General features: G+C 66.8%; 16 protein-coding genes. 7 read left to right on the top strand and 9 right to left on the bottom strand.

The window, feature by feature from the left end; translation table 11 throughout:
• Positions 1–20: 20 nt before the first annotated feature.
• A complete protein-coding gene (locus tag IB273_RS02345; RefSeq protein WP_081516785.1) occupies positions 21–893 on the top strand; it encodes a LysR family transcriptional regulator in 873 nt (290 codons plus the stop codon).
• A gap of 48 nt (positions 894–941) precedes the next feature.
• Here IB273_RS02345 and IB273_RS02350 read toward each other — a convergent pair whose 3' ends face one another.
• Positions 942–1,328, bottom strand: a complete 387-nt coding sequence (locus IB273_RS02350; RefSeq protein WP_081516786.1) for a hypothetical protein — start codon at positions 1,326–1,328, stop codon at positions 942–944.
• Positions 1,329–1,554: 226 nt separating this feature from the next.
• Between IB273_RS02350 and IB273_RS02355 the strand changes: the two genes are divergently transcribed.
• Positions 1,555–1,881: an I78 family peptidase inhibitor gene (locus IB273_RS02355; RefSeq protein WP_192223114.1), complete on the top strand. Its 327-nt coding sequence runs from the start codon at positions 1,555–1,557 to the stop codon at positions 1,879–1,881.
• A 67-nt stretch (positions 1,882–1,948) separates the two neighbouring features.
• Here IB273_RS02355 and IB273_RS02360 read toward each other — a convergent pair whose 3' ends face one another.
• On the bottom strand, positions 1,949–2,206 hold the full coding sequence (locus tag IB273_RS02360) for a hypothetical protein (RefSeq protein ID WP_081516788.1): 258 nt from the start codon (positions 2,204–2,206) through the stop codon (positions 1,949–1,951).
• A 122-nt stretch (positions 2,207–2,328) separates the two neighbouring features.
• Positions 2,329–3,252: a LysR family transcriptional regulator gene (locus tag IB273_RS02365; protein WP_192223115.1), complete on the bottom strand. Its 924-nt coding sequence runs from the start codon at positions 3,250–3,252 to the stop codon at positions 2,329–2,331.
• Positions 3,253–3,375: 123 nt separating this feature from the next.
• Between IB273_RS02365 and IB273_RS02370 the strand changes: the two genes are divergently transcribed.
• Positions 3,376–4,134 (top strand): 3-oxoacyl-ACP reductase family protein, encoded by a 759-nt coding sequence (locus tag IB273_RS02370; protein WP_192223116.1) that lies wholly within the window; start codon positions 3,376–3,378, stop codon positions 4,132–4,134.
• 31 nt (positions 4,135–4,165) lie between these two features.
• On the opposite strand, the gene IB273_RS02375 is transcribed toward IB273_RS02370, so the two are convergent.
• On the bottom strand, positions 4,166–5,254 hold the full coding sequence (locus IB273_RS02375; protein ID WP_192223117.1) for an FUSC family protein: 1,089 nt from the start codon (positions 5,252–5,254) through the stop codon (positions 4,166–4,168).
• Positions 5,255–5,465: 211 nt separating this feature from the next.
• On the opposite strand from IB273_RS02375, the gene IB273_RS02380 reads away from it, so the two are divergent.
• Positions 5,466–7,529: a putative bifunctional diguanylate cyclase/phosphodiesterase gene (locus IB273_RS02380; RefSeq protein ID WP_192223118.1), complete on the top strand. Its 2,064-nt coding sequence runs from the start codon at positions 5,466–5,468 to the stop codon at positions 7,527–7,529.
• Here IB273_RS02380 and IB273_RS02385 read toward each other — a convergent pair.
• Positions 7,513–8,379: a LysR substrate-binding domain-containing protein gene (locus IB273_RS02385; RefSeq protein WP_192223119.1), complete on the bottom strand. Its 867-nt coding sequence runs from the start codon at positions 8,377–8,379 to the stop codon at positions 7,513–7,515. The two genes, IB273_RS02380 and IB273_RS02385, sit on opposite strands and share 17 nt — an antisense overlap.
• Before the next feature lie 109 nt (positions 8,380–8,488).
• Here IB273_RS02385 and IB273_RS02390 point away from each other — a divergent pair, with 109 nt between their 5' ends.
• The 3 genes from IB273_RS02390 to IB273_RS02400 are packed head-to-tail and all read left to right on the top strand — an operon-like array spanning position 8,489 to position 10,822.
• Positions 8,489–9,124, top strand: a complete 636-nt coding sequence (locus IB273_RS02390) for an ankyrin repeat domain-containing protein (RefSeq protein WP_192223120.1) — start codon at positions 8,489–8,491, stop codon at positions 9,122–9,124.
• A 25-nt stretch (positions 9,125–9,149) separates the two neighbouring features.
• Positions 9,150–9,605: a nucleoside deaminase gene (locus IB273_RS02395; RefSeq protein WP_192223121.1), complete on the top strand. Its 456-nt coding sequence runs from the start codon at positions 9,150–9,152 to the stop codon at positions 9,603–9,605.
• A gap of 8 nt (positions 9,606–9,613) precedes the next feature.
• Positions 9,614–10,822, top strand: coding sequence for a CynX/NimT family MFS transporter (locus IB273_RS02400; protein ID WP_192223793.1), 1,209 nt, complete (start codon positions 9,614–9,616; stop codon positions 10,820–10,822).
• Positions 10,823–10,876: 54 nt separating this feature from the next.
• Here the strand turns inward: IB273_RS02400 and IB273_RS02405 are convergent, their stop codons facing one another.
• The 4 genes from IB273_RS02405 to IB273_RS02420 form a co-directional block, all read right to left on the bottom strand.
• Complete coding sequence (locus tag IB273_RS02405) at positions 10,877–11,077, bottom strand: hypothetical protein (RefSeq protein ID WP_045207810.1); 201 nt, start codon at positions 11,075–11,077, stop codon at positions 10,877–10,879.
• A gap of 117 nt (positions 11,078–11,194) precedes the next feature.
• Positions 11,195–11,389, bottom strand: a complete 195-nt coding sequence (locus IB273_RS02410) for a hypothetical protein (protein WP_081516796.1) — start codon at positions 11,387–11,389, stop codon at positions 11,195–11,197.
• A 265-nt stretch (positions 11,390–11,654) separates the two neighbouring features.
• On the bottom strand, positions 11,655–13,082 hold the full coding sequence (locus tag IB273_RS02415) for an efflux transporter outer membrane subunit (RefSeq protein ID WP_192223122.1): 1,428 nt from the start codon (positions 13,080–13,082) through the stop codon (positions 11,655–11,657).
• 5 nt (positions 13,083–13,087) lie between these two features.
• Positions 13,088–16,291, bottom strand: a complete 3,204-nt coding sequence (locus IB273_RS02420) for an efflux RND transporter permease subunit (RefSeq protein ID WP_192223123.1) — start codon at positions 16,289–16,291, stop codon at positions 13,088–13,090.
• Positions 16,292–16,348: the final 57 nt, after the last annotated feature.

The raw sequence follows: 16,348 nt of genomic DNA on the forward strand, positions 1-16,348 counted from the left end.
CGCAACCTTGGAGTGCGTCGATGCAATACCGTCTGGAATACGCCGATCTGGCCCTGGTGCTGGCGCTGGTACGCGGAGGCAGCCTTGCGCGCGCCGCGGAATTGCTCGAGGTAGACGTCTCCACCGTATTCCGTGCTGTGCGTCGGCTGGAGAAGGCACTGGGCACCGCGCTGTTCGAAAAGGGCCGCAACGGCTACCTGGCGACAGCCACCGCGCAGCAACTGGCGACCCAGGCGGAACTGGCCGAACAGGCGCTTGAAGCGGCGCGCCTGGGCCTGGAGCAGGGCCACGACGTGCTCAGCGGCACCGTGCGCCTGACCTGTTCCGACACGGTGCTGCAAGGCCTGCTGCTGCCGGCCCTGGCGCGCTTCATGAAGCGCTACCCGGCGCTGAACCTGGAGCTGACCACCTCCAACGCCTTCGCCAACCTCAGCCGCCGTGACGCCGACATCGCCCTGCGCCTGACCAATGCGCCGCCGGAGCATCTTGTCGGACGCAAGCTGGGCGAGGTGCACTACGTCCTCTGTGCCCATCGCGATTACCTGGCCGAGCAGGGCGACCGCCCCTGGCAGGACATGAGCTGGATCGCCCCGGACGACTTTCTGCCCGACCACTCCAGCGTCGCCTGGCGCCGCCAGGCGTTCCCGACGGTGCTTCCGGCCTACCGCTGCAACAGCATGCTGTCGGTGCTCGATTTGTGCCGCGCGGGGCTGGGGCTCGCTGCGCTGCCGGCGTTCCTGCTGCGCCCGGACGACGGGCTGCAGGTGCTGGAGCCGGAACTGCCCGGTTGCAGCATCCATCTCTGGTTGCTGACCCGGCCGGACTGCCGGGCGCTGCGGGCGGTGGTGACGCTGTTCGAGGAACTGGCCGGGAGCATTCGTCTGCCGGCCTGAATGAAAAGACCCCGCCAGAAAAGCGGGGTCTTTGGTCTGTAGCTGTACCTACCAGTGGCGGTAGTGCCCCGGCGGGCCGTAGTAGCCGGGGCCGTAATAGCGTGGCGGACCATAGTAGCGCGGCGGGCCGTAGTAACGCGGGCCGGGCACCACCACGACCGGGCGGTAGACCGGCTGGTACACCGGTTGATACACGGGCTGGTAGACCGGCGCCGGCTGGTAGTACACCGGTGGCGGCGGGTAATAGGCGACCGGTGGCGGCGGAGCGTAATAGGGCGCCGGCGCGGGTTGCGAGCCGGCGACCACGGCACCCCCGACAACGGCGCCGACCACCGCGCCGATTGCCGCGGCATCGGTGTTGCTGTTGGCCGCGGCCTGGCCGGCGAGGGCAAGGCCGGCGCAGAGCAGGGCGATCTGGGGGAGACGGTGAAGCATGATGCACCTCCTGAGGAACCCGGCGAGGAACCAGGTATCTATGAGACATCGGCCTCGAAAGAATCGTAACGCCGCCGGTGTAAAGGTTGTGTAAATGGCGCCGTACGGCTCTGCGACGGGTATTGCATGTATCAGCCTGCAATACATCCATCGCGCTGCCGCAGCCTCCGGGCTGGTAAGGTGGCGCCTTTCGCGTTTTTTCCATGCAGAACCAGGGAGACCTTCCATGCCCTTCAACCGAGTGACGCTCCTGTCGCTTCTTGCTGTTGCCGCCCTTGCCGGTTGCAGTTCCAAGGATTCCTCGTCCGATGCCGCCCAGCCGGCCGCGGGCGACGCGCCGGCCATGACCGGCACCTGCAACGCCAAGGCGGTGCAATCGATCATCGGCAAGGTCGTCAACCCGACCCTGACCGAGGAAGCCCGCCGCGACGCCGGCGCCAGCGTTGCCCGCGTGCTCACCCCGCACCAGCCGGTGACCATGGAGTACAACTCGCAGCGCTTGAACATCGATGTCGATGACAACCAGGTGGTGAAGCAGGTCTCCTGCGGCTGAGTCCTTCGCCGGCCGACGCCCATGAAAAAGCCCCGCCTAGGCGGGGCTTTTTCGTTGCCAGTGCGGATCAGCGATTGGCGGGCTTCTTGATCACGCGCAGCGCCTGGCTCGACTGGTTGACGCACTCCTCGTAGTTGCCGGCCTTCTTCGCCGCCTCGGCCTTGGCGACGTACTCGTGGACCGCATTGACCTTCACGCCGGTCGCGTTCTTGCTGGCGGTCTTGAGGAAGTCGTTGATCTGCTGCAGGTTGCCGTCGCACAGCGCGCTGTCAGCGAAGGCCGGTACGGAAAACATCATGGCCAGGAGCAGGGCATATTTTTTCATCCAGGTTCTCCTCGATTCTTGATGCGCAAGCTTCTGGTCTGCGTAGCTTGCTAAGTATCGACCCGCTGGCGACCGGCAAGATTCATTTCAATTTTCGCAACAAGGGTCGAGGTCGTAGCGCTTCACAGCGCACTGAAGCGCTGCTCCAGGCCCTGGCTGCGGAAGTGCTCGATGACGTAATCGACGAAGACCCGCGTCTTGGCCGGCAGCAGTTTCTGCGCGGCGTAGTAGAGCGCGGTGTTGCCGGCGTCCACATACCACTCCGGCAGCACGCGCACCAGGCGCCCGCTGTCGAGGTAGGGCACGGCGTGCTGCATGCTCACCAGGGTCACGCCCAGGCCCATCAGCGCGGCGACACAGGCGGCTTCCGGGTCGCTGAAGGTCATGCGTTCCTTCAGTGAGATCGGCGCCTGGGCCTGCTGGCGGTTGGTCAGCGGCCAGGGCCGCACGCGGCCGGTCTGCGGCGAGCGGATGCGGATGCCGTCGTGGCTGGGCAGGTCCGACGGATAGCGGATTGCCGGGCGGCCGTCGAGGTAGGCTGGCGAGGCCAGCAGCACCAGGTGCGCCGGGCTCAGCTTGCGCGCCACGACGCCGGGCGGAAGCTCGAAGCCGCCGCCGATGGCCGCGTCGAAGCCTTCGGCGATGAGGTCAACCTGGCGGTTGTCGAAGTGCCAATCCGGGCGGATCGCCGGGTAGCGCCCGAGGAAGTCGCCCAGCAGCGGCAATATGTAGTCGCGGCCGAACACCAGCCCCATGCTCACCTTCAGCATGCCGCTGGGCTGGCCGTCGGCGCTGGCGAGATTGGCGATGGCGCTCTGCAGGCTGGCCAGGCCACCGCTGGCTTCGTCGAGAAATCGCGCGCCGGATTCGGTCAGTGTCAGGCTGCGGGTACTACGCTGGAACAGCCGCACGCCCAGGTTTCTCTCCAGCCTTGCCACGTTCTTGCTCACCGCCGCGGGCGTCAGCCCCAGGTTTCTCGCGGCGGCGGCGAAGCTGCCGGCCTCGGCGCTGCGGACGAAGCATTCGATACTGATCAGGCTTTCCATGGGTGGTATTCCGGACGTTTGGTATCGACTGAATATAGCGATTGCTGGCTACCGAGTAACGAGTCCGCGAGGGAAACTGGCCCCGTCGAACTTACTCCCCCACTGGATTCCTGGAGACACGAAATGACCACCACGCAAACTCATCAACCTCTCGCCGGCAAAGTCGCTTTCGTACAGGGCGGCTCCCGCGGCATCGGCGCCGCCATCGTGCAGCGCCTGGCCCGCGAAGGCGCTGCCGTGGCCTTCACCTACGTCAGCTCGGCGCAGAAGGCCGAAGACCTCGCTGCCAGCATCGAATCCGCCGGCGGCCGCGCCCTGGCGCTGAAAGCCGACAGCGGCGATGCAGCTTCGGTGCAACAGGCCATCGACACCGCAGCCCAGCGCCTGGGCGGCGTCGACATCCTGGTGAACAACGCCGGCGTGCTGGCCATCGCCCCGGTGGAAGAGTTCAGCCTGGAAGACCTCGACCGCACCCTGGCGGTGAACGTGCGCAGCGTCTTCGTCGCCACCCAGGCCGCCGCGCGGCACATGGGGCAGGGTGGGCGCATCATCACCATCGGCAGTACCAACGCCGACCGCATGCCCTTCGGCGGCGGCGCGGTCTACGCCATGAGCAAGTCGGCCATCGTCGGCCTGACCAAGGGCCTGGCCCGTGACCTCGGCCCGCGCGGCATCACCGTGAACAACGTGCAGCCCGGCCCGGTGGATACCGACATGAACCCGGCCGACAGCGACTTCGCGGCCTCCCTGATGGACCTGATGGCGGTGGGTCGTTATGGCCGTGCGGAAGAAATCGCCGCCTTCGTCGCCTACCTGGCCGGCCCGGAAGCGGGCTACATCACCGGTGCCAGCCTGACCATCGATGGTGGTTTCGGCGCCTGACGGGCAGTCGATGACAGCAGCGCGGCCGGGCTCAGGCCCGGTCGCGGCTCTGGATGTTCCAGTGCCCGGAGGTGGCGGCGAGCTTTTCCGAAAGCATCTCCACCTGTTCATAGAGACGCAGCGTGAGCCAGTAGAAGCCCTGCTTCTCGAAGGAGTCGGTCAGGTTGTGCGGCCGCACCGGGAGGTTTTCCAGACCCTGGCAGGCCTGCACCAGCTTGCTGGTGCGACTGAACTTGAGGGCATGGGCCGATTGCAGCAGCAGGCGGCCGATGATCTGCCGGTGGCTGTCGAGGCTGGCCGGCACCGGTTCTATCTCCCCGGCCTCGGCGGCGAACTGCCGTGAGGCGATCAGCGATTCCAGGGTGCCCATGATCGCGCGGTGGATGCGCTGGAGAATCTCCAGCTCGCGCAGCGGCATGCCGGTCTCCCGCGACACCGGCCCCAGGTGCGCACGCGATGCCACCAGACGGTGGTCCAGCTCCTCCAGCTGGCGGGCGAAATGCTCGGGGGTGAAGTCGTGGTTGGACGACAGCTGCCCGTACATCCGCGCGCAGGCGCGCAGGTTGTCCGAGAGCAGGTAGCGCCAGACATAGACCGCCCGCAGCGGGTAGATCTGCGAGAACAGCAGGGCCACGGCGACGCCGATCAGCACGTTGGCCGAACGCCACAGCCCTTCGGTGAAGCCCGTCTCACCGGGACCGGCGACGATGCACAGGGTTATCCCCGCCAGCAGCGCTACGTAGCCGGGCCGGCGGATCGCATAGAAGGCCGAGGCCGCGCCCAGCACCGACATGGCCAGGTAGGTGAGGGTGAGCGAACGGGTCTGGTCGTAGATCGCGATCACACACAGCCCCAGCGCCGCACCCACCAGAGTGCCCATCACCCGCTCGTAGGACTTGCCGCGGATCGTCCCCTGGTGCACCAGCCCGCCCATCACCACCAGCACCGTCACCGATGCCCAGAGACCGTGGGGTAATTTCAGCGCGCTGGTCAGCAGCATCGAGGCGAGCAGCGCGAGGCCGACGCGCACGCAGTGAATCCAGGCGGCGTAGCGGTAGCGGGTGTAGGGGTTGGCCAGGCGGCGGAACGGCAGGGTGAGGATCGAGGGTTGCTTCGCCAAGGGAAGCGGCTCCGGTTGTGGGGGACTCTGCAAGGGTAGCCGGTTGCGCCGGCCAGAGCCTGCGGTGGATCATTCTGGCGAGCCGCCGAACGGGCTCAAGGCAGCTGCGGGCACGCCGATAGAAATTCCACCGGAAGCGCTGGTTCCTCTTCACCGGTCTTCGCTAGAATTCCGCACTTTTGCGCCCGCCCCACGGGCACCGAGATTTCCCATGCTTGCCGGTAGTTACGATCCCTCCCTTGTCCTGATTTCGCTGTGTGTCGCCATGCTGGCGTCCTACACGGCCCTGGACCTGGCCGGGCGCATCGCGACCACTCGTGGCTGGCCGGTGCTGCTGTGGATCGGCGGCGGCGGGGTGGCCATGGGCATCGGCGTGTGGTCGATGCACTTCATCGGCATGCTCGCCTTCAGCCTGCCCATCCCACTGGGTTACGACCTCACCCTGACGCTGCTGTCGCTGGCCATTGCCGTGCTCAGCTCGGGCTTCGCCCTGGCGCTGGTCAGCCAGGATCGCCTGCCGCTCTGGCAGCTGATCTGCGGCGCGCTGGCCATGGGCACCGGGATCAGCTGCATGCACTACCTGGGCATGTACGCGATGCTGATGCAGCCGGGTATCGATTACGACCCGGCGCTGTTCGGCCTGTCCCTGGCGATCGCCGTGGCGGCTTCCGGCGCGGCACTGTGGATTGCCTTCAAACTGCGGCAGAACACGCCCTACGTGCGCCTGGCCCGTGCTGGCGCGGCGCTGGTGATGGGTGTGGCCATAGTCGGCATGCACTACACCGGCATGGCGGCCGCGCGTTTCCCCGCGGGCAGCTTCTGCGGCGCCTCCCCCAGCGGGTTGAACAGTGACTGGCTGGCGCTGCTCATCATCATCGTCACCCTGGCGGTGATCGGCATCGCGCTGCTCACCTCGGTGCTGGACGCACGGCTGGAGTCGCGCACGGCGCAGCTCACTTCGTCGCTGGCCCTGGCCAACCAGGAACTGACCCAGCTCGCCCTGCACGACAACCTCACGCGCCTGCCCAACCGCATCCTGCTGGAAGACCGCATCGAGCAGATGATCGGCAAGGTACAGCGTGGCGGCGGGCACTTCGCGCTGATGTTCCTCGACCTCGACGGCTTCAAGCCGGTCAACGATGCCTTCGGCCACCATGTCGGCGACCTGCTGCTCAAGGCTGTGGCCCAGCGCCTGCGCGACAGCCTGCGCAGCGAAGACACCGTGGCGCGCATCGGCGGCGACGAGTTCGTGGTGCTCGCCGAGCTGGCCGAGGCCGAGGACGCGGTGACCGTCGCCGGGCAGCAGATCAGCCTGCTGGCCCAGCCGTTCCAGGTCGCCGGGCAGGAGCTGCGCATCGCTGCCAGCATCGGCATCGTCGTCTATCCCGGCGACGGCGCCAGCCAGCACGAACTGCTGCGCAACGCCGACGCGGCGATGTACCACGCCAAGGGCAATGGCAAGAACGGCTACAGCTTCTTCGAGCAGTCGATGAACACCAACGCGCGCAACCACCTGCAGTTGCTGCACGACCTGCGCGCGGCCCTGGAGCGTCGCGAGTTCATCCTGCATTACCAGCCCAAGTTCGCCGCCAGCGGCGAGCCCATCGGCGCCGAGGCGCTGCTGCGCTGGCAGCATCCGCAGCGCGGCCTGCTGATGCCTGACACCTTCATCGCCCTGGCCGAGCGCACCGGGCTGATCATCCCCATCGGCGACTGGGTACTGGACGAAGCCTGCCGGCAGATGCGCGAGTGGTACCTGCAGGGCCATGAAAGCTGGCGTGTGGCGGTGAACCTCTCGGCGCTGCAGTTCTGCCATGCGGCCCTGGTGCAGTCGGTGGCCGACGCGCTGCAGCGCCACCAGCTGCCGGCGCGCTGCCTGACCCTGGAAATCACCGAGACCACCGCCATGCGCGACGCCGACTCCAGCCTGGAAATCCTCGGCAGGCTGTCGGACATGGGCGTCGACCTGTCCATCGACGACTTCGGCACCGGCTACTCCAGCCTGCTTTACCTCAAGCGCCTGCCGGCCAACGAGTTGAAGATCGACCGCGGCTTCGTCCGCGACCTGGAGCAGGACAGCGACGACGCCGCCATCGTCTCGGCCATCGTCGCCCTGGGCCAGGCGCTGGATTTGCGCATCGTCGCCGAGGGCGTGGAAACCTCCGGCCAGCAGAACTTCCTCACCCGCCTGGGCTGCGACTCGCTGCAGGGCTTCCTGCTTGGCAAGCCGGTGCCGGCCGAGCAATTCCTCGAACACCTCAACGCTCCGGCGTAAGCGTCGCCAGTTGCGTGCACAAGGCGCGTAGCTGCTCGCACAGGCTGCGCCCGGCGCTGCCTAGCTCCGGGCGCGCATAAAGCGCCAGTTCCAGCCCCTCGATGGGGGCGAAACCTTCCTCGGCGGTCAGCACGCGATGGCCTTCGTGACGGCCGCGCAGGGGCAGCAGGCTGACGCCCATGCCCGCCGCCACCGCCGCTGAAAGGCTCGCCAGACTGGCGCTGCTGTAGCTGATGCGCCAGCGCCGGCCGCTGGCTTCCAGGGCGTGGATCATCTCCTGGCGATACAGCGCCCCCAGCGGGAAGACCACCAGCGGCAGCGGATCACGGGTGGCGGCAGGGGTGGCGGCGCTGTCCTGCCAGGCCAGGGGTTCGGGCCAGTGGGCCAGGCAGTCGCTGTCCGCGCCCCATTGCTTGACCAGCGCCAGGTCCAGTTCGCCGCTGCGGTACTGGCGCAGCAGTTCCTGGCTGAGACCGCTGGAGACTTCCAGGCGCAGCCTCGGGCGTTCTGCGCTGAAGGCCGCCAGCAGCGGCATCATCCGTTCGCCGGCGAAGTCCTCCGGCATGCCCAGGCGCAGCACGCCTTCGCTGTGCTCGCTGCTCAGCGCCTCGCGTGCCTCCGAGCCGAGTTCGAGGATGCGCCGCGCGTAGCCCAGCAGCTGCTCGCCCTGTTCGGTGGGCAGCACCTGGCGCTGGCTGCGGTCCAGCAGGCGGCAGTCCAGGCTCTGCTCCAGCCGCAGGATCTGCTGGCTGACGGTGGACTGGGTGAGGTGCAGCAACTCGGCGGCGCGGGTGAAGTTGCCGGCGTCCACCACCATCACGAAGCTGCGCAGCAGGTTGGGATCAAGCATTGCGATTCCCACTGAAAGTCATGTTTCTATTTAATTTCAGCATAGAACATCCCTTCGTCATACTGGCTGCATTGATTAGAGGCACGACAGCCATCACGGGGGAGCGCCCATGGAAATGCCGATTGTTCAGACCGAGGACGTGCACAGCCGTGCCGCCGCAGACTCGCTATTGGGCGCTGCCAGCGACGGTCGCGAAGCCGAGGTGGCGGCCCTGCTCAAACGCGGCGTACCGGTGGATGTGAGTGACGGGCAGGGCAACACGCCGCTGCTGCTGGCCACCGCCGGCAACCGTGTGGAAGTCGCGCGGCTGCTGATTGCCGCTGGCGCCGACGTCAACCGGCAGAACCGTATCCATGACAGCGCCTACCTGCTGGCCGGTGCGGCGGGGCGCCTGGAGATCCTCCGGCTGACCCTGGCCCACGGCGCCGACCTGCGCAGCACCAACCGCTATGGCGGCACGGCACTGATCCCGGCCTGCGAGCGCGGCCATGTGGAGGTGGTAGCGACACTGCTCAAGGCCGGCGTCGCCCCCGATCACGTCAACAAGCTGGGCTGGACCGGGCTGCTCGAAGCCATCCTGCTCAGCGACGGCGGCCCGCGTCACCAGGCCATCGTGAAACAACTCATAGAAGCCGGGGCGAACCTGAACCTGGCCGACAACGACGGCGTCACGCCGCTGCAACACGCCCGCCAGCGCAACCAGACCACCATCGCCAGGATGCTGGAAGTCGCCGGCGCGCATTGATCGAACCGATTCGCTGGAAACTGCCATGTCACACGAAGTCTTCATGCGCGAGGCCCTGCAACTGGCCCGCGACAACATCGAGGCCGGCGGCCGCCCGTTCGGCGCCGTGCTGGTCAAGGACGGCCGGGTCATCGCCCGCGCCGCCAACTCCATCCACCTGGATTTCGACCCCACCGCCCACGCCGAGCTGCTGGCGATCCGCCGTGCCTCGGCGGTGCTGGGCATGTCGCGGCTGGACGGCTGCGTGATCTACGCCAGCGGCCACCCATGCCCGATGTGCCTGGCGGCCATGCACCTGTGCGGCGTGGAGGGCGCGTACTTCGCCTATTCCAACGACGATGGCGAGCCGTTCGGGCTGTCGACCGCCGCCGTGTACCAGCAGATGACCCAGCCGCCGCAGTGGCAGTCGGTACCGCTGCGCGTTCTGCGTCCGAGCGGTGAAGAGGGTCTTTACAACCATTGGCAGGAGCAGCGCTCGTGAGCCGCGGCATGAGCCTGCCGGCGCAGGGAGAGTCGGCGGAGCAGAGCAGCCACGCCGGCTGGATCGGCCTGCTGGTGATAGTCGCGCTGGGCATCAACCTGCGGCCGATCCTCACCTCCATCGGCCCGCTGCTGGCCGATATCCACGATGCCACCGGCCTGGGCTTCCAGGGCCTGTCGATGCTGACGGTGTTGCCAGTGCTGTGCATGGGCCTGTTCGCCCTGGGCCTGCCGTGGGTCGGCCCGCGCCTGGGCGAGAGCCGCGGCATGGTGCTCGGCCTGCTGGCCATTGGCGCGGCCTGCTTCTGGCGGCTGCTGCTGGACAGCGGCTTCGCCCTGATCGCCAGCGCGGTGTTGGCGGGCTGCGGCGTGGCGGTTATCCAGGCGTTCGTGCCGGGCGTGATCAAGCGCTGGTTCCCGCACAAGGTGCCGTCCGCCATGGGCCTGTACTCGGCATCGCTGATGGCCGGCGGCGGCAGCGCGGCCGTACTGGCGCCGGTGGTATCGGAGCACTTCCACCGCTGGCAGGACGGCCTTGGCGCCTGGCTGCTGCTGGCTGTCGTCGGCCTGCTGCTGTGGTCCGTCGCCCGCCCGCGCGAGACGCCGGTGGCCGCGCCGCCCAGGCAGAAGGTGCAGCACTATTTCGGCAGCCGTCGCGCCTGGCTGTTGGCCTTGTACTTCGGCCTGATCAACGGCGGCTACACCAGCATGGTGGCCTGGCTGCCGGTGTATTACCGCCAGCTTGGCTGGACGGCCCAGGCCAGCGGCCAGCTGATCGGCCTGATGACCATCTTCCAGGTGATCGCCGCGCTGGCCATCCCGCTGCTTATCCGCCGCTCGCTGGATCGCCGTGGCTGGCTGTGCCTGTGCCTGCTGATCCAACTCGCCGGCTTCGTCGGGCTGATCTGCGCGCCGCTGCACCTGCCGGGCATCTGGGTGGCGATGATCGGCTACGGCCTGGGCGCCTGCTTCGCCCTGAGCCTGACCCTGACCCTGGACCACCTTGCCGACGCCGGCGCAGCCGGGCGCCTGGCGGCCTTCGTGCAGGGCATTGGCTTCATCGTCACCGGCATCGTGCCTTACGTCACCGGCTGGCTGCGCGACAGTACCGGCAGCTTCCAGGCTTCCTGGGTCCTGCTGGCGGTGTCGGTGGTGCTGATGCTGGGCGTGACCCTGCGCTTCTCGCCCAAAGGCTATGCGCGGGCGATGCAGCACTGAGGCTGGCTGAAACGAAAATGGCGCCCCGAGGGCGCCATTTTTTTGCCTGCATCGTTACACCGAGGTAGCGATGTAGATGCGGTAGGCAATGATCGACAGCATGCTCAGCGTGCCGACCCACATCAGGAACACGCCCACTGGGCGCTGGCGGATGGTGAAGCCGATGCCCAGCATGAACATGCCGAAGACGATGATGCCGAGGGTGATGAAGAGAGACGTGGGGTCCAGCGGGATGAAATGGGCAGTGGCGTCCACGGCGTGTCCTTGTCTGAAATATCCGATATAGAGAGTCTAGGCCAGAGCAGGACCGAACTCCTTTGATCCCTGGCAAGTCGGTCCGGATCATAGCGGCCCGCGGCGCTCAGCCCAAGCTCAGGTCTCCAGCAGGAGCCGGCCCTTGCCCGTGAGGGCAAGCTGCAGGCCGCGCCGTTCGGCGAATCCGAGGTGTACCAGCAGCCACTTCAAACGAGGGTGGATGACCTCGCCGCGTCTGACGCCGAGGAGGAGCCGGCACAGCTCGCTGTCGCCGGAGGATGGTGGACTTCTCTCGACCTCGTTGTTGAGCACTGAGCGGCTTCCCTGATTCTTGATGTCAGTGAATTCTGAATTCGAACCGGCTTCAGCTTATTTTTATTTGCTATCGGAAAACACTGATCGACATCTGGGTTTCTGACAGATTCTCGAACCGGCGTCCTTGGGGCTTGCCTGCGTGGGGCAGAAAGTGACCGGCTGCGCGGGAACTGCCTGGCGGCGGGCATAAAAAAGCCCCGCGGTCCGGAGCGTCAGACCGCGGGGTCAGAAGGTCGGGAGATTCCCGACCGGGGAGGATCGATCAGGCTGCCGGCGTCGGCTGCCAGCCGCCGCCAAGGGCCTTGTAGATCGCCACGATGCCGCGATACACGTCGACTTCCGCCAGGGCCTGGGCGTCCTCTGCGGCCAGCTGTTCGCGCTCGGCGTCCAGCAGGTTGAGGAAGTCCACGGTGCCCTCGCGGTATTGCAGGCCGGCCTGTTGCGCGGCATTGCGGCTGGCTTCGGACTGGCGCACCAGCGACACCAGGCGCTGCTGGCGCTTGCCGTAGTCACTGAAGGCGTTCGACGACTCTTCCAGCGCCAGCAGGACCTGCTGCTCGTAGGTCGCCAGGGCGCCGTCGGCATCGGCCTTGGAGGCACGCAGGCGGGCCCGCACGCTGCCCAGGTCGAAGGCCGCCCAGGTGATGCTCGGGGCCACGCCCCAGGCGCTGGCGGCGGACGAGCCGATCTGCGAACCACGCCCGGCGGTGTAGCCGAGGAAGCCGCCGAGGCTGACTTTCGGGAACAGGTCGGCGGTGGCCACGCCCACGTCCGCGGTGGCGGCCGCCAGGCGGCGTTCGGCGGAGGCGACGTCCGGCCGGCGACGCAGCAGCTCGCCCGGATCACCAATGGGCAGGGCCTTGGCGATGGCCGGCAGTTTCTTCGGCGACAGGTCCACGCTCAGCGCGTCCGGGCGCTGGCCGAGGAGGGTGGCGATGCGGTTGTGCTGGCGTACTTCCTCGGCCTGCAGTTGCGGCACGCTGGCTTCGGTGGAAGCCAGGCGCGCTTCGGCACGCTGCACGTCCAGTTCGCTGCCGACGCCGGCGTCGCGCAGCTGGATGGTCAGATCACGGGACTCGCGCTGGTTGTCCAGGTTGCTCTTGGCGATGCTCTCGCGCAGTTGCGCACCGCGCAGCTGTCCATAGGCATCGGCCAGCTCGGCGATCAGGCTGACCTGCAACTGCTGCAGGTCGGCGACTATGGCTTCGCTCTGCGCGTCGCTGGATTCCAGCTGGCGACGCACGCGGCCGAACAGGTCGACTTCCCAGATCATGTCCAGGCCCAGGTCGTAGCGCTCCTGGTTCACCCGGTCCTCGGTCTGGCCGGGCACCTGGCCCTTGCCAACCTGGCCTTCGGCGCGGCTGGTGACCGTGGGGAAACGGTCATTGGCAACGTCGTCGCGGATCGCCCGCGAAGCCAGCACGCGGGCATAGGCCACGCGCAGCTCGCGGTTTTCCTTGAGGGCCTGGTCGACCAGCTGGGTCAGCACCGGGTCATCGAACTGTTTCCACCAGGCGTCTTCGAAGCGGGTGCGGTCGTAGTTCTGCGCCTGGGCGTTGCTGTCCAGTTGGGCCGGCGCAGTGTCCGGCTTCTGGTAGTCGGGGCCGACCATGCACGCGCTGAGGGCCAGCGCGAGCAGGGAAGGGACGAACAGTTTCACGGCACTCTTGCTCACAGCATTGATGGTCATGACGCTCATGCCTGGTGGGCCTCGTTATGGGTCGTGTGGCTCAGGGCGGCGCGTTCCTGTTTCTTCGCCTCACGGGCTTCCATGAAGCGGCGGATCAGCACATAGAAGACCGGGGTCAGCAACAGGCCGAAGAAGGTCACGCCGAGCATCCCGGAGAACACCGCGACACCCATGGCATGGCGCATTTCGGCGCCGGCGCCGGACGACAGCACCAGGGGCACCACGCCCATGATGAAGGCGATGGAGGTCATCAGGATCGGCCGCAGACGCAGGCGGCAGGCTTCCAGTACCGCGCTCAGGCGGTCCATGCCTTCGTCCTGCTTGTCCTTGGCGAACTCGACGATCAGGATCGCGTTCTTGCACGCCAGACCCACCAGTACGATCAGGCCGATCTGGGTGAAGATGTTGTTGTCGCCACCGGACAGGATCACGCCCGCGATGGCCGACAGCAGGGTCATCGGCACGATCAGGATCACCGCCAGCGGCAGGCCCCAGCTCTCATACAGCGCGGCCAGCACCAGGAAGGCGAGCAGCACGCAGAGCGGGAACACGTAGATCGCGGAGTTGCCGGCGAGGATCTGCTGGTAGGTCAGCTCGGTCCATTCGTAGGTCATGCCATTGGGCAGCTCCTGCTTGAGCAGGCGCTCGATGGCAGCCTCGGCCTGGCCGGAGCTGTAGCCCGGTGCGGCAGCGCCGTTGATCTCGGCGGTGATGAAGCCGTTGTAGTGCATCACGCGGTCGGGGCCGGAGGTGTCGCTGATCTTGATGAAGGTCGCCAGCGGAACCATTTCACCCAGGTTGTTGCGCACCTTCAGCTGGCCGATCTGCTCGGGTTCGAGACGGAACTGCTGCTCGCCCTGGACGTTCACCTGGTAGGTGCGGCCGAAGCGGTTGAAGTCGTTCGCGTACAGCGAGCCTAAGTAGACCTGCAGAGTGTCGAAGATGTCGCTGATCGCCACCCCGTGGGTCTTGGCCTTCTCGCGGTCGATGGCGGCATCCACCTGCGGCACGTTCACCTGGTAGCTGGTGAACACCGACATGGGGTTCAGCTCCGGCAGCGCGCGGGCCTTGTTGAGGATGTTCTGGGTCTGCGCGTAGAGCTCCTCGTAACCGGCGTTGCCACGGTCCTCGATCTGCAGGCGGAAGCCACCGATGGTGCCCAGCCCCTGTACCGGCGGCGGCGGGAAGATCGCGATGTAGGCGTCCTGGATATCGGCGAACTGCTTGTTCAGCTCGGCGGCGATCTCGTTGGCCGACATGCCCGGGCCTTTACGCTCGCTGAAGTCCTTGAGCGGGGTGAAGACGATGCCGCTGTTGGGGCTGTTGGTGAAGCCGTTGATCGACAGGCCGGGGAAGGACACGGTGTGCTCGATGCCCGGGTGCTTGCCGGCGATTTCCGACATGCGCTTGATCACAGCTTCCGTGCGGTCCAGCGTGGCGGCGTCGGGCAGTTGCGCGAAGGCCACCAGGTACTGCTTGTCCTGCTGCGGCACGAAACCGGTCGGGGTGCTGGAGAAGCCCAGGTAGGTCAGGCCGATCAGCCCCGCATACAGCAGCAGCGCAATCGAGCTGCCACGCAGCACGCGGGTGACGGTGCCGACATAGCCGTGGCTGGCGCGGTCGAAGAAGCGGTTGAACGGACGGAACAGCCAGCCGCCCAGCAGCTTGTCCAGCAGCACCGAGAAGCGGTCCTTCGGCTCGTGGTGCCCCTTGAGCAGCACGGCGGACAGCGCTGGCGACAGGGTCAGCGAGTTGAACGCGGAGATCACCGTGGAGATCGCGATGGTCAAGGCGAACTGCCGGTAGAACTGCCCGGTGAGGCCGGAGATGAACGCGGTAGGGATGAACACGGCGCACAGTACCAGCGCGGTGGCGATGATCGGGCCGGTCACTTCCTTCATGGCGCGCTTGGTCGCCTCGATGGGGGTGAGGCCCAGCCCGATGTTCCGCTCGACGTTCTCCACCACCACGATGGCGTCGTCCACCACGATGCCGATGGCCAGTACCAGGCCGAACAGCGACAGCGCGTTGAGCGAGAAGCCGAAGGCGTGCATCACCGCGAAGGTGCCGATCAGCGACACCGGCACGGCGGCCAGTGGGATGATCGAGGCGCGCCAGGTCTGCAGGAACAGCACGACCACCAGCACCACCAGGATCAGGGCTTCGAACAGGGTGTGCACCACTGCTTCGATGGAGCCGCGAACGAAGATGGTCGGATCATAGACGATGGAGTAGTCCACGCCCTGGGGGAAGTCCTTCTTCAGCTCGGCCATCTTCTCGCGCACCAGGTTGGAGATGGCGATGGCGTTGGACCCGGGGCGCTGGAAGATCGGGATGGCGACCGCCGGCTGGTTGTCCAGCAGCGAGCGCAGGGCGTACTGGCTGGAGCCGAGTTCGACGCGGGCGATGTCCTTCAGGCGGGTGATCTCGCCGTCCGGGCCGCTGCGGATGATGATGTTCTCGAACTCTTCCTCGGTGACCAGGCGACCCTGGGTGTTGATCGACAGCTGGAAGCTGGTGTCGCTCGGCGAGGGCGGGGCGCCCAGCGAACCGGCGGCGACCTGGCGGTTCTGTTCGCGGATCGCGGCGACCACGTCGGTGGCGGTCAGGTTGCGCGAGGCGACCTTGTTCGGGTCCAGCCAGACACGCAGGGAGTAGTCGCCCATGCCGAACAGCTGCACGTCGCCCACGCCGTCCAGGCGCGCCAGCTCATCCTTGATGTTGAGGATGGCGTAGTTGGACAGGTAGAGCATGTCGTAGCGGTTATCCGGCGAGGTCAGGTGCACGACCATGGTCAGGTCGGGCGAGGCCTTGTCGACGGTAATGCCGATCCGCGTGACTTCCTCGGGCAGCTTGGGCTGCGTACGGGTCACACGGTTCTGCACCTGCACCTGCGCGTTGTCCAGGTCGGTGCCCAGGGCGAAGGTGATGGTCAGGGTCATCTTGCCGTCGGCGGTGGACTGCGAGGACATGTAGAGCATGTTCTCGACGCCGGTGATGGCCTGTTCCAGCGGTGCGGCGACGGTCTCGCCGATCACCTTGGGGTTGGCGCCGGGGAAGTTGGCGCGCACCACCACGGTGGGCGGCACGACCTCGGGGTATTCGCTGATCGGTAGCTGGAACAGCGAGATGGCCCCGCCGATCAGGATGATCAGCGACAGCACGGCGGCGAAGATCGGCCGCTGGATGAAGAATTGCGAAAAGTTCATGGCTGGTTCCTGTCGCGAACGCTGCGGTTCGCCAAACCCGGGACAAAGGTCACCCAA

The sequence above is a fragment of the Pseudomonas sp. PDM19 genome, assembly GCF_014852215.1.
In the GTDB taxonomy this organism is placed as follows: domain Bacteria; phylum Pseudomonadota; class Gammaproteobacteria; order Pseudomonadales; family Pseudomonadaceae; genus Pseudomonas.